Below are 14,519 nucleotides of genomic sequence, written 5' to 3'. Positions count from 1 at the left end.
ATGCCATCGACGATGGAGGTCAAATGCGAGAGCGACGACTGCGAGCTCGACATGTTCGAGAACCACTACACGTACGACGTGCCCGACGACCACGCGGTCGAGGACCTGTCGTGTCCGTACTGCGGCGGGAGCGACCTCGCCGAGATCGAGGTGTAACCCGTGAGCGGATTCGTCGAGACCGGCCGGTCGGTCGTCCGTCGCGCCCTCGAACGCGTCGGCCGCGGGTGGAGCAAGATGCAGGAGCGGCGGCCGCTCTCGTACGACCTCCTGGAGAGCGACGACGCCTATCTCGTCGTCTTCGACGCCCCGGGCGTCCGCGGCGAGGACCTGAACGTGACGTTCCTCGATCACACCGTTGAGGTCGAACTCGACCGTTTCCGCGACTTCTACGACGGCTACGAGATGCTGTTCCCCGGTCGCGGTGTCTCGCTTTCCGGAAGCGCCGACCTTCCCCGCGACGCAAACGTGACTCCCCAGGGGGCGAACGCGACGCTCACGCGAAACGGAACCCTCCAGGTGAAGATCCCGAAGAAGGACGATGCGCGCGACGTGGCAGTCGTCGAGGAGGACGACGAGGAAAGCGATTCGACCGACGACACCTGATCCCGGCCCAGTCCGAGTTCCCCTTTCTCACTCCTCGACCCGGCTCTCCACCGACATCCCCTCCGCGATGTCGAACTCTTCGTTCCCGTCAAATCGATCGGGATCGAACGCGTCGATCCACGGCGAGTCCGGATCCTCAGCTTCGATCCCGCCGAGTGATGCCAACACCCCTTCGGCGACGAGCTCGCCGATCGCTGGCGCGCGCATGAACCCGTGGCCCTGCCAGCCGGCGGCGACAAACACGCGGTCGGCGGGGTCGCCGACTGCCCCGACAAGCGGGTCGCCGTCGGGAGTCGCCGTGCAGAGACCGGCCCACGCGCATTCGACGGCTGGGCCGTCCGCGCCAACCGCACGGTCCTCGCCGACTGCGTCAAGTCGCTCGCGGAGCGTCGCCGAGACCGACTCGACGAACCAGTCGTCGCCCGTCCGGTCGTAGTCGTCCGGGTCGGCCGGAACCGGCTCCGTGCCGTCGCCGGCGAGCAGACCGGTCGGATGCGGTCGGACATACACGCCCGCGGTCGCGTCGTACACCATCGGGCCGTCGTAGCTCGCCGATCCGCTGCCACCGAGTCCGGCAGTCAGCGCCTGCACGCGGTAGGGAACCACGGGAACCTCGATCCTCGCGCCGCCGAGGAAACCGGCGGTGTGCGCGCCGGTGGCGACGACGAGGGCGTCGAACGAGCGGGTCTCTACGCTCCGATCCGCGCCTTCATCGTCCACCGTTTCGCCGTCTACCGCTCTGCTACCCCCGACCCGTAGTTCGGGGCCGTCGCCTGCGAGCGAGACGGGCGTGTGGGTTTCGACGGCGACGCCCTCGCGACGCGCCCGCTCGCCCATGGCGGCGACGTAGCTCGCGGGATCACACCAGCCGGCGCCCTCGGCCACCGCGGCGACCGCGAGGTCGTCGGTCGTGACGGGGAACTGCTCGCCGAGCGTCTCGAGGTCGACGAGTGAGACGGCGCGATCGTGCGCGCGCATCCGGTCGACCATCGCCGGCACGGCCTCGGCGTCCGGGTCGCCCTCGCGAACGGCGATGACGTACGGGCACGGCGTGAACGTGAATTCGGGGAGCGATCGGTCGAACGCCCGGAATCGTTCCATCGCGCGGGCAGCCAGCGCGGCGTCGACGTCCTCGGCGTACGCGTCGTACAGCACGCCCGCGGCGCGCCCGGAGCTTCCGGCGCCGAGGTCGCTGCGGTCGTACAGCGTCACCTCGGCGCCGCGGGCCGCGAGGTCGGCGGCCGCGGTGACGCCGACGGCGCCGCCGCCGACGACCGCGACTGCAGGTGTGAGAGCGTCTCGGTCCGCCGGAGCGTCGGGCCGGCTCATGGGCTCGCGTTTCACGGGTACGTCTTAAAAACGACGGGGGTGAGCGCGGCGCGGGCGGCCGCTACAACAGGAACTCGTCGATCCCGCGGGCGGGGTAGCCGACCACGTGGTCGACACCGGCCTCCCGAAGCGCATCGACTCGCTCGCGGACCGTCTCTGGCGACCCGACGAGCGCGAAGTCCCGAGCGGCCGCCGAGAGCACCTCTCGGGTGCGCCCCGTCGCCGAGGCGTCCGTGGGCGGGGCGGTGTCGGGGTCGTCTCCGCTTCCATCTCCGTCCCCGTCCGGGAGCGCGCGGGCCACCGGCCGGCGGCGGGCGACGTACGCGCCCACGGCGTCGAGGACGACGTCCTCGTCGTCGGTCAGGACGGTCGGCGCGTAGACGGCGATCTCGCCGTCGAACCCGGCGGCGCGGAGCCCACGCACGTCTCGATCGGTCGACCGAGAGAGCAATTCGAACTGGGTCCCGCCCGCCGCCAGCGCGACGCGCTCGACGCCCTCCGTGCCGACCCACGCGTCGGGGGCGTCGCGCCGCGCGGCTCCGAGCCGCGGAGCGACCGCGCGCGACGACTCGTCCTTCGAGAGGTACGCGCCGTGGCCCGCCACGAGCACCCGGCGGGCCGGGTCCGGAATCTTGTCGATCAGCGAATCGTCGCCGAGCGGGTCGAATCCGTCCGCCCGGACCGGCGTGGTGACGTACAGCTCCGCCTCCGCGGCCAGTCGGTCGAGCGTCTCCGCGTCCGGGAGGTGTTCGCGCCCCTCGTAGTCGATCGTCACCCGATCGATCGGGAGTTCGGCTGCCCGGGAGACGTCGCACTCCGCGGGCTTCAGCGCCACGGCGTCGATACCGGCTCGGGCGACCGCCTCGCGACCGGTCAGCATCGGGCGATCACCCCGCCGGACGACGCTGCGGGTCGCAACGGCTGCGCGGTTCGCGGAGCAGCGGCTCCCCGGCGGGAGGCGTCGGTTCGCCACGCGGTGTCAATACTCACGAAGAAGACCTCATCACGATCGCGGAACGCGATCCATCGCCTGTGCGGCCATGACTGCATATCGGTAGTCGCGTCCGTTTCATAAACCCGTCGCGACGCGGCAATATTGCCGTCGGCGTCGTCGACGCACCCGGTGACACGCACGTCCCCGGCCACGTTATGGGGCTCGCGCCCGTGCGATCGGTATGAACCAGCTCGTCGACGGCGAGTGGCGGACCGACACGTACGAGGCGACCGACGGGGACGGCTCGTTCCAGCGCGGCGAGACGACCTTTCGGAACTGGATCGCCGGCAGCGACGTGCCGGATCACATCGACGCCGAGCCGGACGACCGATTCCAACCCGAGGCGGGCCGGTACCACCTGTACGTCTCGTACGCCTGCCCGTGGGCCCACCGGACGCTACTCGCGCGATCGCTGCTCGGATTGGAAGACGCGATCGACGTCTCGGTCGTCGACCCGTACCGCGGCGAGGGGGGCTGGCAGTTCACTCCCGAGAAGGAGGGCTGTACGCCCGACAAGCTCCACGGCAGCGACTATCTCCGAGAGCTGTACATCGAGGCCGACCCCGACGCCACCTGCCGCGTGACCGTCCCCGTGCTGTGGGACACCGAGGAGGGGACGGTCGTCAACAACGAGTCGCGCGAGATCCTTCGCATACTCTCGACTGCGTTCGACGACCTCGGCAACGACGCGTCGCTGCTGCCCACCCCCGACGACGAGGCGACCGTCGCGGATGTCGACGAGGTGATCACCGAAATCTACGAACCCGTTAACAACGGCGTCTACCGCGCCGGGTTCGCAACCTCGCAGGCGGCCTACGACGAGGCGATCGACGAGCTGTTCGGCGCGCTCGATCGCTGGAACGACCACCTCGCCGACCAGCGTTACCTCGTCGGCGACTCGCTGACCGAGGCCGACATTTGCATGTTCACGACGCTGGTCCGGTTCGACCAGGTGTACCACACCCACTTCATGTGTAACAAGAAGTTCGTCCACCAGTACGAGCACCTGTGGCCGTACCTGCGGGATCTCTACCAGACCGAGGGCGTCGCCGAGACGGTGAACATGGCGCACATCAAGGAGCACTACTACACGACGCACCCGGACGTGACCCCAACCGGCATCATCGCGCGCGGTCCGGACCTCGACTGGGAGGCGGCGCACGATCGCGACCGGCTCGACGACGAGGCGCCGACGCCGAACGCGGCTGACTGAGGCTCGAACGCACTGGACGAAACGGATTATAAATCGGTTTTTGAAACCCTATTAATGCGGTGGCGCGCGCCTCCGAGCGGCCGCTTTTAAGCGGCCGCGAGTAGTGAGGGACCGAAGGTCCCTCTGACAGCCGGCGGCGAAGCCGCCGGCGAGAGCGCCGCGCGAGGTCGCCGGCGCTACGTCCGGCGACGAGGCTGGGGAGGTGTGAGGTGCGGTTGCGGGGCGGCTGGGACTTTGGAAGTGTCCACCGTCGATCCGCTATCAGTCAGTTATAAGCGATCGTACAACACGTCGACGGCGATGAACACGGGCTCGCTTCGAGAACACGGTCCGTATCAGGCCACTGCAGCCGCGATCTCCTCGTCGGTTAGGAACACGTCTTCGCCGGTCTCCGCGTCGAACAGGTGAATGTTCGTTTCCTCGAACACCACGCCCACCTCGTCGCCGGTCTCGGGCAGGACGTCCGGGGTCGAGCGCGCGAGAAAGTCCTCGTTGATCGTGAGGTGGACGTAGTTGTCGGAGCCGATCGGCTCGACGACCTCGACGGTCGAGGTGAGCGTCTCGTCGCCGGTCGGATTCTCCACGATCCGAATGTTCTCGGGCCGGATTCCGAGCGTGTAGGGGGCGTTCTCCAGCTCGTGACCCGCGACGTACTCGTCGCTGAGCTCGAACGCGAGCCCTGACGCGTCGTCGTGGATCGTCGCCGACGAGCCGTCGGTCTCGACATCCACGTCGATGAAGTTCATCGACGGCGAACCAATGAAGCCGGCGACGAACTTGTTGACCGGGTTCTCGTACACCTCGGTGGGCTTCCCGACCTGCTGGAGCTTCCCGTCGTTCAAGATGGCGAGGCGGTCGCCCATCGTCATCGCCTCTTCTTGGTCATGGGTAACGTACATCGCGGTGACGCCGAACTCCTTCTGGAGCTTCTGAATCTCCGCGCGCATCTCGGTGCGGAGCTTGGCGTCGAGGTTCGAGAGCGGCTCGTCGAACAGGAACACTTCGGGCTCGCGGGCGATGGCGCGGCCGAGGGCGACGCGCTGTTTCTGTCCGCCGGAGAGCTCGTCCGGCTTGTCGTCGAGCAGATCCTCGATCCCCATCATCTCGGCCATCTCCGTCACGCGCTCGCGTCGCTGCTCCGCGGTCATGTCGGTGCTCATCTTGAGCCCGAACGCCATGTTTTCCAGAACCGTCTTGTGGGGGTACAGCGCGTAGTTCTGGAACACCATCGCGACCGGGCGCTCCTTCGCGTGAACCTCGGTGACGTCCTCGTCGTCGAACCGAACGGCGCCCGACGTTGGCTCCTCCAGTCCCGCGACCATCCGGAGCGTGGTCGTCTTCCCGCAGCCCGACGGCCCGACAACGGTCACAAACTCGCCGTCCTCGATCTCCAGATCGATGTCGTCGACGGCGACGATGGTCCCCCGGTCGAACTCCTTTCGGAGTGTGTCGAGCGTGACTCGTGCCATTTCCATGAGAACGGTCCTACTGGCATATTAGTTCTTTGCTGTTTTGTCGATATGTGAGGAACGATCTCATCTTAAATATTGAACGGGGCATCGAATGCAGCACCGAACAGTCCGCCGGTCGCGGTACCGGAGGAACGCCGAGTGCGATCGACCACTCGACCGCAGCACCGGAGACAGCTAGAGCGAAGCCATTCCGCCGTGATCCGATCCGTACGCTGCGGCCCGATCCGCGCGTTTCAGGGGTCGCTGTGGGGATGACCCAAAGTACTAAATGTATGAATATGTAATTCATCGTTTGTTGTAGTCTCATGAACGAGAAACGCAGAACGCTTCTGAAGACGATGGGGGGATCGACCGCGCTCGCTGCGCTCGCGGGTTGTATCAGCACCGGCGGCGACGGCGGCGACGGCGGCGACGGCTCCGACGGGTCAGACGGTTCCAATGGTTCGGACGGTTCCGACGGCTCCGACGGTTCCGACAGCGGAACGACGGGCACCACGACGCTGTGGGCCGACCTCTCCGCCGCCGAGGACGAGGCCATGTCCGGCTACATCGACGAGTACGAGTCGGATTCGGGCGACACCATCAACAAGGAGGCGCCCGGCGGAGAACTCGACCAGCAGCTCGAGACGGCGATTCCGGCCGGCGACGGCCCCGAATCGTGGATCTGGGCGCACGACTGGGTCGGCCGGTTTGCAGTCCGCGAGGAACCGCCGTTCCTGTACGACGCGAGTGACGATGTCGACGTCTCGCTCGACAGCTACACCGAGACCGCCCGGCAGGCCGCCCAGTTCGACGGCGCCCTCCACGGGCTCCCGTTCGCCTCCGAGACCGTCGCGCTGTTCTACAACGAGGACATGGTCGACGAGCCGCCGGAGACGATGGAAGAGATGGTCTCGATCATGGACGACCACCACGACCCGGCCAACGGGCAGTACGGGCTCTCGTACCCCGTGACGGACCCCTACTTCGTCAGCGGGTTCATCCAGGCGTACGGCGGGGACATCTTCGATGAGGAGAACCTCAAGGTGACCGTCGACAGCGACGCGTGTAAGCAGGGCATAGACGCCCTCGAGACGCTGTCCGACTACGTTCCGTCCGACCCCGGCTACGAGTCGCAGATCGTCGCGTTCGCGGACGGGCTCGCGCCGTTCGCGATCAACGGCCCGTGGGAACTCGGCAACCTTCAGGACGAAATCGACAACCTCGGCGTCACGACGCTGCCGACCGTCGACGGGAACAACCCGCGTACGTACTCCGGGATCCAGCTGTTCTACTTCAGCTCGATGCTGGCGGACGCCGACCAATCGACGGTCGACGCCACGACCGGGCTCGCCGAGTGGTACACGACCAACGAGGACATCGTCCTGAGCAACGCCGACGAACAGGGGTATATCCCCGTCCTCACGAACGTCGTCGACAACGACGACCTCTCCAGCGAGGTTCAGGCGTTCGCCCAACAGGTCGATCACGGTGTCCCCATCCCGACACACCCCGACATGGACAGCGTCTGGACGCCCGTAACGGACGCGTTAGAGCGCGTCTTCAACGACGAGCAGGACAGCGACGCGGCGCTCGACCAGGCCGCCTCCGAGATCCGGGAGGCGCTGTAGACACCGCTCGGAGCCATGGCCTCTTCGCAAATCGGCACCGACGTCAGCGGGCTGTCGCGCCTCCGCGCAGCGCTGCCCTTCTCCAGTCGCGACTGGGGGCTCCTGCTCGTCGCCCCCGGCGTGCTCCTCTTCTCCAGTTTCATGCTGTACCCGATCTTCTATCTCTTCTACATCTCGCTCACCGACGCAACGTTCGCCGGGTCGGTGATCGGGGGCGGTGCCGAGCTGATCGGGCTGGCCAACTACGTCCAGCTGATCGGCGACTCGCAGTTCTGGACATCGATGACGACGACGTGGCTGTTCGTCGCCGTCTCGCTCGTTCTCAAGGTGTTCCTCGCCGTGGGGATCGCCCTCCTGTTGAACCACGTGCGCGTCGCCGGCAAGCGGTACATGCGCGCGGCGGTGATCGTCCCGCTGGGATTCCCCGGCATCTTCACGATCACCGTCTGGCGTGGGATGTTCAGCGACGCACGGTACGGCGTGTTCAACACAATCTTGGGCCGCTACAACGAGTTTATGTCGTCGCTGTCGGCCCCCGAACTCCTCCTCTTTGACGTGCCGATCGGCTTCCTCAGCGGTCGCTGGGAGGCGTTCTTCGCGTACGTCACCACAGAGGTATGGCTGGCGTACCCGTTCATGGTGATCATCATCGTGAGCGCACTGCAGGACGTGCCCCGATCGCTCCACGAGGCCGCGATGGTCGACGGCGCCGGGGCGCTCCAGCGGTTCCGAACCGTGACGCTGCCCGCGATCAAGGGGCCGGTGTTGTTCGCATCCATCCTCACCGCTGCGACGTCGTTCCAGCAGTTCCTGATCCCGTGGGTGTTCAATCAGGGCGGCCCGTCGCGGCAGAACGAGCTGATCATCGTGTACGGCTACCGCGAGGCGATCACGTTCAATCAGTTCGGCTTATCGGCCGCAATCTTGATCGTCGGCATCGTGTTCGTCGGGCTGTTCATGTACGCCGCCGTCCGCTACGGCGGCCTTGCCGAGGGGGTGGGTGACGAATGAGCCTCCTCGGCTCCACGCTCGCGCTGATCCGCTCGAAGCTGATCGCGTTCGCGACCGCTCCGAAGCGGTTCTCCGTGCTGATCCAGCGGGCGATATACGACGTTCGCACGGGGAAGCGCACCCCGTGGGACGTCGCCAAGAGCGTCCTGATGACTCTGTTCGGGCTCGCGATGGTGCTCGTGCTGCTGTTCCCGCTGTTCTGGATCACGAGCGCGTCGCTCGCGGAAGGGTCTCGGTTGTTCAACACGAGCGGGATCTTCCCGGACCCGTCGACATACAACCTCGACGCGTACCGGTGGGTGATCTTCGAGTCCGACTTCTTCTTCGTCGACGGCGACTGGGGGTATCCCCAGCTCGTCCTCGGCGGGGGGAGCGGGCTGGTCAGCTTCCAGTGGGCCGGTACCGAGACCGGTCCCGGCGCCCTGTTCAACAGCCTCTACATCGTCAGCGTGACGCTCGCCGCCGGGTTCGGGATGATCGTCCCGGCAGCATATGCGTTTTCGCGCCGACAGTTCGTGGGTCGCAAGCGAATCCTCTACGGCTACGTGCTGTTCACGCAGATCGGCGCCGGGCTATCGATCGCGACGCTCGTGGCGCTGTACTCGCTGTTCAGCAGCTACGGGCTCACGAACAACCTGTTCATCCTCGGGCTGTTCTACGCGGCGTCGGCGATCCCGTTCAACACGTGGCTGCTGAAGACGTACATGGACAACATCCCCATCTCCTACGAGGAGGCGGCGATGGTCGACGGCGCGAGCTTCCTAGACACGATCCGGGAGGTCATCCTCCCGCTGACGAAGCCGGGGCTCGCCGTCGTGCTCATCTTCGTCTGGCTCGCCGGGTGGAACGAGTTCATCATCGCGCAGACGCTGCTGCGCCCCGAGAACTACCCGCTCTCGGTGGAGCTGTACAACATCGCGACCGAGGGGCGATTCTCGACGCCGTGGACGCGGTTCGCGGCGTTCGCGAACCTGTTCGCGCTCCCCGTCGCGGTCGTCTACTTCGCGGCGCAGCGCTCCGTCGAAGACGGGCTCTCGTTCGGCGGGATGGAGTGATAGACGGGTTTCGACCCGGTTCCCCTCCGTTCTGCGGTCTCTCGTTCTTGTGTTTACTTATTCTACTTATACGTGATCGGTGACTTGGTGGTAGACTGCTTCGACGCCCCAGCCGATCGCTTATAAGTGATTGATAGCGGATCGACGGTGACGACCTCCAGAGAGCCAGCCGCTCGCTTATAAACGGTTACTAGTAGATCGACGGCGAACACCGCCAAATCCCCAGCCGCGCTCGACTCCCACAGCTCGCTGCGGTTCGTCGAGTGCGGCTGCCCCTTTGAATCCTCACCCGACCGCAACTGCACCTCACACCTCCCTAGCCTCGCGGTTCGCGCTCTCCGAGCGCTCACCGCGTCCAGCGAGAATCGAAGATTCTCTGGCAGCCGGCGCGTAGCGCCGGCGACCTCGCGCGGCGCTCTCGCCGGCGGCTGTCAGAGGGACCTTCGGTCCCTCACTACTCGCGGCCTGCCGGCCGCTCGGAGGCGCGCGCCACCGCAATTCGGTTTATAAGTAGTCCTGCGCTCTGACACACCGTCAGTCTCGCGTCGCCGACGACGACAAGGGGTTCAAGTGCGCGCTCGTCCGACCGGAGGGTAGCAATGGAGCCGCCGAACATCGAGCGGTTGGATGAGCGGACCGTCCAGCGCATCGCGGCCGGTGAAGTCGTCGAGCGTCCGGCCAGCGTCGTCAAGGAGCTGATCGAGAACAGCCTCGATGCGGGCGCGACGCGCGTGGCCGTCTCGGTCGAGGCGGGCGGCACCGAGGGGATCCGCATCCGAGACGACGGCGTCGGCATCCCCGCAGACCAACTGGAGGCGGCCGTCGCGGAACACGCTACCTCGAAGATCGGCAAGATTGAGGACCTCGATCACGGCGTCGGCACCCTCGGCTTCCGCGGCGAGGCGCTGTACACCGTCGGCGCGGTCTCGCGGCTCACCGTCCGGTCGCGCCCACCAGGAGCCGACGCGGGCTCAGAGATTACCGTCGAGGGCGGCGACGTGGGAGACGTCCGTCCCGCCGGCTGTCCCGAGGGGACGACCGTGGAGGTCGACGGCCTCTTCTACAACACCCCCGCCCGCAAGAAGTTCCTCAAGCGGACCGCCACCGAGTTCGACCGCGTGAATGCGGTCGTCACCGGCTACGCGCTCGCGAACCCCGGCGTCGCCGTCTCGCTGGAACACGACGGACGGGAGACGTTCGCGACGGAGGGGAACGGTGACCTCCGGTCTGCCGTCCTCGCGGTCTATGGCCGCGAGGTCGCGGACGCGATGGTGGACATGGAGTGGGAACCGGGTAATTCGGACACCGACTCGCCCGTTCACAGTGTCACCGGCCTCGTCTCCCACCCGGAGACGACCCGGTCGAGCCGCGAATACCTCGCGACCTACGTCAACGGTCGGTACGTCACGGCGGGCGCCCTCCGCGACGCCGTCCTCGACGCGTACGGCGGCCAACTCGCACCCGATCGGTATCCCTTCGCGGTGCTCTTCGTCGAGGTCCCGCCGGGCGACGTCGACGTGAACGTCCATCCGCGCAAGCTCGAAGTCCGGTTCGACGAGGAGCCGGCGGTACGCGCCGCGGTCGAGGAGGCGGTCGAGGCCGCGCTGCTCGACCACGGGCTGATCCGCTCGACCGCACCGCGAGGGCAGTCGGCCCCCGATCAGACAGAGATCAACCCCGAAGGGCCGGAGACCGAGGCCATCGGCGGCGCCGGAACCGATCACGAGCGCGCCGCGCTCGAAGACCGCGAGAGCGGCGACAGGGCCGGTGAGAGCCGGGACGGCAACGACGATTCGGCCGCCGGATCCGCGGCCGACGCGTCCGAACTGGACCCCACGGACGATGACGCGTGGGCAGTCGGCGACGTGAGTTCGGACGACACCGCTGATCCGGGCGGCCCGCCCGCCGACCGCACCGGCGAGTCAGCCGGGCCCACCGCTCCCGACGGTTCCAACAGTTCCGCCGGTTCCGCGTCCGACCGCCCCTCGCCGCGGAGCTGGCAGTCGGAGCCGGACGACGCCGAGGACGGTACGGAGGAGGGCGACACTGGCGCGGTCGCCGGCGTCGAGGCCGACACCGAGGGCGACGCCGGAGAGGCCGGCGGACTCGACCGATTCGGCGGCTCGGCGACCGACGACAACGAGGATTCTGGCGCCACCGACACCTCACCTGATCCCACCGCCGACGCGTCGGGCGGACGACGGGAGCCGACGGCCCAACCGCGCTCGACCGCGACCGCACAGCGGACCCTCGATGGCGAGCCGACGAGCGCGGAGCGCACCTACGATTCGCTCCCGCCGCTACGGGTACTCGGTCAACTCCACGAGACGTACGTCATCGCGGAAGCGCCAGACGGGCTCGTGTTGATCGACCAGCACGCCGCCGACGAGCGAGTGAACTACGAGCGCCTGCAGACCGCCTTCGCAGACGGTGCCGACGCGCAGGCGCTCGCGGAACCAGTTCGGATCGAACTCACCGCCCGGGAGGCCGCGCTGTTCGAGGAGTTCGTCGATGACCTCGCGGGGGTCGGATTCCGAGCCGAGCGCGCGGACGAGCGCGAGGTGGTCGTCGAGTCGGTCCCGGCGGTGTTCGACGCCGCGCTCGATCCCGAACTCCTCCGAGACGTGCTCTCCGCGCTCGTCGGCGACGCGACCGCGGGCGACGAGCCGGTGACGGACGTGGTCGACGAACTGCTCGCGGATCTCGCGTGTTACCCCTCCGTGACCGGGAACACCTCGCTGACGGAGGGGTCGGTCGTCGACCTGCTCGACCGGCTCGACGACTGCGAGAACCCCTACGCCTGCCCGCACGGTCGGCCAGTCGTGATCCGGCTCAACCGCGAGGAGATCGGCTCCCGGTTCGAGCGTGACTACCCCGGTCACGCGGGTCGACGCACAGAGTAGCGACCCGCTCGACGAACGACCGCGGAGAGGTACGCTTTAGGCGGGCGCCGTGGACCCACGCGTATGGAACGCGTAGCGATCATCGGCGCGTCGATGACCCAGTTCGGGCAACGCGACGCGTGGGTGCGAGAGCTGTTGGCGGAGGCGGGCGCGGCCGCGCTCGACGACGCCGGAATTGACGGCGACGACCTCGATCACCTGTACGTCTCGAACATGGCCAGCGGCGAGTTCGAAGGCCAGACCGGCGTCCCCAATGCGCTCGCCCACGATCTGGCCGCCACCCCAGCGTACACCGCCCGGATCGACCAGACATCCTCCTCGGGCGGTGCGGGCGTGTACGCCGCGTGGCAGTCGATCGCCTCTGGCACGAGCGATCTGACGATGCTCGTCGGCGGCGAGAAGATGACCCACCGGACGACCGCGGAGGCGACCGACGTGATCGCGTCGCTCACCCACCCGGTCGAGTACAAACAGGGCGTCACGCTCCCCTCCTTCGCGGGGCTCACGGCGCGACTCTACCTCGACGAGTACGACGCCCCCCGCGAGAGTCTCGGAAAGGTCGCGGTGAAGAACCACAAAAACGGCGTGGACAACCCCCACGCGCAGTTTCAGAAGGAGGTCGACCTCGACACGGTCCTCGACTCGCCGATCGTCGCCGACCCCCTCCGGCTGTACGACTTCTGTCCGATCACGGACGGCTCCGCCGCGCTCGTGTTCTGCCCCGAATCCGTCGCCGCGGAGTACGTTCCCGAAGACGAGTACGCGGTCATCTCGGGGATCGGCGGTGCGACCGACACCCACGTCGTCCACGAGCGCGCGGACCCGACGACGATGGGCGGGGTCGCTGACTCCTCCGATATCGCCTACGAAATGGCCGGGATCGGCCCGGACGACATCGACGTGGCGGAACTCCACGACATGTTCACGATCCTCGAGTTCCTCCAGAGTGAGGACCTCGGCTTCTTCGAGAAGGGCGAGGGGTGGAAGGCGGTCGAGGAGGGCGTCACCGACCGCGACGGCGAGCTCCCGATCAACACCTCCGGCGGGCTCAAGTCGAAGGGGCACCCCCTCGGCGCCAGCGGGGTCGCACAGGTGTACGAGATATTCAAACAGGTCACCGGCGACGCCGGCCCGCGGCAAGTCGAGGCCGACACGGGACTCGCCTGCAACGTCGGCGGGTTCGGGAACTGCGTGACCACGACGATTCTGGAGGGTAACCAATGAGCGACAACGAAGCGACCGACACTGCGACCGATACCGCGACCGACACCGACGACCAGACGGACAGCGCCGAACCGGCCTTCGAGGCCGCCGAGTACGCGGACGGCACCGTCACGTACCCGCCTCACACCGTGAGCCCGAACGGCGCCGAGCGCGTCGGGACGGTCGACCTCCGGGAGTACGGAGGGCGGGTCCTCACGTGGACGACCTCGATGGCGACGCCCCCGGGCGTTCGCGAGCCAAACACCCTCGCCATCGTCGAGTTCGACATGAACGACGAGTACGACGGGCCGGCGGTCCGCGCGCTCGGACAGATCGCCGAACGCGAGGACAGCTCTGGGGAGACCTTCGACGTCGACATCGGCGACCGGGTCGAGCCCGTCTACGCCGACGAACTCCGCGAGCCGGGCGCCGGGATCCGCGAGCCCGAGAGCCAGGACTGGGACGGGTTCCGATTCCGTCCGGTCGAGTAGTTGACCGGGCGAACCGTCTCGCGATTCACGGCCCGTCTCTGCTGTCGTCTTCTCAAGCGCTGAACCGCGCCGACTCCGTGTCTGTGAGCTCGCCGAGCGTCCCCTCGTGGATCCCGTCGAGCGTGTACACATCGGGTCGGTACCGGATCTCCTCGGTCACCCCGTGAGCATCTCTGAGTCGGCGTCGCACTCGGTCAATGTCTTCCCGATCGAAGTAGTTGGGCGTGAACACGAGCACCGCGTGGTCTGCCTCGCCGAACGCCTCGCAGCCGGCGCGGGTCGAGACTTTCGCGTCCCAGAACTGCTCGGCCGCGACGTCCTCAACGACTGCGTTCCAGAGATCGTCCACCGTCTCCGACGGGCGCTCGACGAGCCACTTCCCACTCAGGTACGTCGTTTCGAGAGCGAGCCGGTCCGCATCGGCGACGGTCCCCGCGTCGGCCGGGAGCGATTCCCGCTCGGCGTCGATCGGCGGTAAGTCCGCCGCTGTCGTCGCCGCCGGCCGCGTCACGGAGTGTCTCGGAAAGTAGCCGTCGCGGGCGTTGCGCGGGAACCCCGTGACGTGTTTGACCCGGAGCCAGTGCCATCCCGCCTCGTCGATCTCGGTCGGCGCGCGGTCGATGACCATGGAGCCC

13 protein-coding genes are annotated in these 14,519 nt (G+C 67.4%); 9 read left to right on the top strand and 4 right to left on the bottom strand.

The features are described from left to right. Positions 1–156, top strand: coding sequence for a DUF7559 family protein (locus HLAC_RS19185; protein ID WP_008004573.1), 156 nt, complete (start codon positions 1–3; stop codon positions 154–156). A 3-nt stretch (positions 157–159) separates the two neighbouring features. Then, a complete protein-coding gene (locus tag HLAC_RS03165) occupies positions 160–603 on the top strand; it encodes an Hsp20/alpha crystallin family protein (RefSeq protein ID WP_012659872.1) in 444 nt (147 codons plus the stop codon). Positions 604–630: 27 nt separating this feature from the next. On the opposite strand, the gene HLAC_RS03160 is transcribed toward HLAC_RS03165, so the two are convergent. Then, complete coding sequence (locus tag HLAC_RS03160; protein ID WP_012659871.1) at positions 631–1,932, bottom strand: NAD(P)/FAD-dependent oxidoreductase; 1,302 nt, start codon at positions 1,930–1,932, stop codon at positions 631–633. A gap of 61 nt (positions 1,933–1,993) precedes the next feature. Continuing rightward, complete coding sequence (locus HLAC_RS03155; protein ID WP_012659870.1) at positions 1,994–2,812, bottom strand: DUF7388 family protein; 819 nt, start codon at positions 2,810–2,812, stop codon at positions 1,994–1,996. Between the two features lie 295 nt (positions 2,813–3,107). On the opposite strand from HLAC_RS03155, the gene HLAC_RS03150 reads away from it, so the two are divergent. Then, positions 3,108–4,139 (top strand): glutathione S-transferase family protein, encoded by a 1,032-nt coding sequence (locus HLAC_RS03150; protein ID WP_012659869.1) that lies wholly within the window; start codon positions 3,108–3,110, stop codon positions 4,137–4,139. Positions 4,140–4,474: 335 nt separating this feature from the next. On the opposite strand, the gene HLAC_RS03145 is transcribed toward HLAC_RS03150, so the two are convergent. Next, a complete protein-coding gene (locus HLAC_RS03145; RefSeq protein ID WP_049933191.1) occupies positions 4,475–5,608 on the bottom strand; it encodes an ABC transporter ATP-binding protein in 1,134 nt (377 codons plus the stop codon). Between the two features lie 308 nt (positions 5,609–5,916). Here HLAC_RS03145 and HLAC_RS03140 point away from each other — a divergent pair, with 308 nt between their 5' ends. From HLAC_RS03140 to HLAC_RS03110, 6 genes are all read left to right on the top strand, one after another. Continuing rightward, positions 5,917–7,221 (top strand): extracellular solute-binding protein, encoded by a 1,305-nt coding sequence (locus tag HLAC_RS03140; protein ID WP_012659867.1) that lies wholly within the window; start codon positions 5,917–5,919, stop codon positions 7,219–7,221. 15 nt (positions 7,222–7,236) lie between these two features. After that, the gene (locus HLAC_RS03135; protein ID WP_012659866.1) at positions 7,237–8,232 is read left to right on the top strand and encodes a carbohydrate ABC transporter permease; all 996 of its coding nucleotides are present in this window, start codon (positions 7,237–7,239) and stop codon (positions 8,230–8,232) included. Beyond that, positions 8,229–9,287, top strand: a complete 1,059-nt coding sequence (locus HLAC_RS03130) for a sugar ABC transporter permease (protein ID WP_012659865.1) — start codon at positions 8,229–8,231, stop codon at positions 9,285–9,287. The genes HLAC_RS03135 and HLAC_RS03130 overlap by 4 nt, the downstream gene beginning before the upstream one ends. 599 nt (positions 9,288–9,886) lie before the next feature. After that, positions 9,887–12,190 (top strand): DNA mismatch repair endonuclease MutL, encoded by a 2,304-nt coding sequence (mutL, locus tag HLAC_RS03120; protein WP_012659864.1) that lies wholly within the window; start codon positions 9,887–9,889, stop codon positions 12,188–12,190. A 63-nt stretch (positions 12,191–12,253) separates the two neighbouring features. Next, on the top strand, positions 12,254–13,414 hold the full coding sequence (locus tag HLAC_RS03115; RefSeq protein WP_012659863.1) for a thiolase family protein: 1,161 nt from the start codon (positions 12,254–12,256) through the stop codon (positions 13,412–13,414). Continuing rightward, the gene (locus HLAC_RS03110) at positions 13,411–13,884 is read left to right on the top strand and encodes a PhlB family protein (RefSeq protein ID WP_012659862.1); all 474 of its coding nucleotides are present in this window, start codon (positions 13,411–13,413) and stop codon (positions 13,882–13,884) included. Before HLAC_RS03115 ends, HLAC_RS03110 begins: the two co-directional genes overlap by 4 nt. Before the next feature lie 52 nt (positions 13,885–13,936). On the opposite strand, the gene HLAC_RS03105 is transcribed toward HLAC_RS03110, so the two are convergent. Further along, on the bottom strand, positions 13,937–14,512 hold the full coding sequence (locus HLAC_RS03105) for a putative phosphothreonine lyase domain-containing protein (protein ID WP_012659861.1): 576 nt from the start codon (positions 14,510–14,512) through the stop codon (positions 13,937–13,939). Positions 14,513–14,519 lie beyond the last annotated feature (7 nt).

The organism is Halorubrum lacusprofundi ATCC 49239 (assembly GCF_000022205.1).
Lineage (GTDB): Archaea > Halobacteriota > Halobacteria > Halobacteriales > Haloferacaceae > Halorubrum > Halorubrum lacusprofundi.
Note: the sequence above shows the minus strand (reverse complement) of the source record. Positions and strands in the feature narration are given on the sequence as shown.

Excerpts from the sequence above, each read along its gene's own strand:
- HLAC_RS19185 (WP_008004573.1), top strand. The coding sequence starts at position 1 with ATGCCATCGACGATGGAGGTCAAATGCGAGAGCGACGACTGCGAGCTC.
- HLAC_RS03160 (WP_012659871.1), bottom strand. The coding sequence starts at position 1,932 with ATGAGCCGGCCCGACGCTCCGGCGGACCGAGACGCTCTCACACCTGCA.
- HLAC_RS03155 (WP_012659870.1), bottom strand. The coding sequence starts at position 2,812 with ATGCTGACCGGTCGCGAGGCGGTCGCCCGAGCCGGTATCGACGCCGTG.
- HLAC_RS03150 (WP_012659869.1), top strand. The coding sequence starts at position 3,108 with ATGAACCAGCTCGTCGACGGCGAGTGGCGGACCGACACGTACGAGGCG.
- HLAC_RS03145 (WP_049933191.1), bottom strand. The coding sequence starts at position 5,608 with ATGGCACGAGTCACGCTCGACACACTCCGAAAGGAGTTCGACCGGGGG.
- HLAC_RS03140 (WP_012659867.1), top strand. The coding sequence starts at position 5,917 with ATGAACGAGAAACGCAGAACGCTTCTGAAGACGATGGGGGGATCGACC.
- HLAC_RS03135 (WP_012659866.1), top strand. The coding sequence starts at position 7,237 with ATGGCCTCTTCGCAAATCGGCACCGACGTCAGCGGGCTGTCGCGCCTC.
- HLAC_RS03130 (WP_012659865.1), top strand. The coding sequence starts at position 8,229 with ATGAGCCTCCTCGGCTCCACGCTCGCGCTGATCCGCTCGAAGCTGATC.
- mutL (WP_012659864.1), top strand. The coding sequence starts at position 9,887 with ATGGAGCCGCCGAACATCGAGCGGTTGGATGAGCGGACCGTCCAGCGC.
- HLAC_RS03115 (WP_012659863.1), top strand. The coding sequence starts at position 12,254 with ATGGAACGCGTAGCGATCATCGGCGCGTCGATGACCCAGTTCGGGCAA.
- HLAC_RS03110 (WP_012659862.1), top strand. The coding sequence starts at position 13,411 with ATGAGCGACAACGAAGCGACCGACACTGCGACCGATACCGCGACCGAC.
- HLAC_RS03105 (WP_012659861.1), bottom strand. The coding sequence starts at position 14,512 with ATGGTCATCGACCGCGCGCCGACCGAGATCGACGAGGCGGGATGGCAC.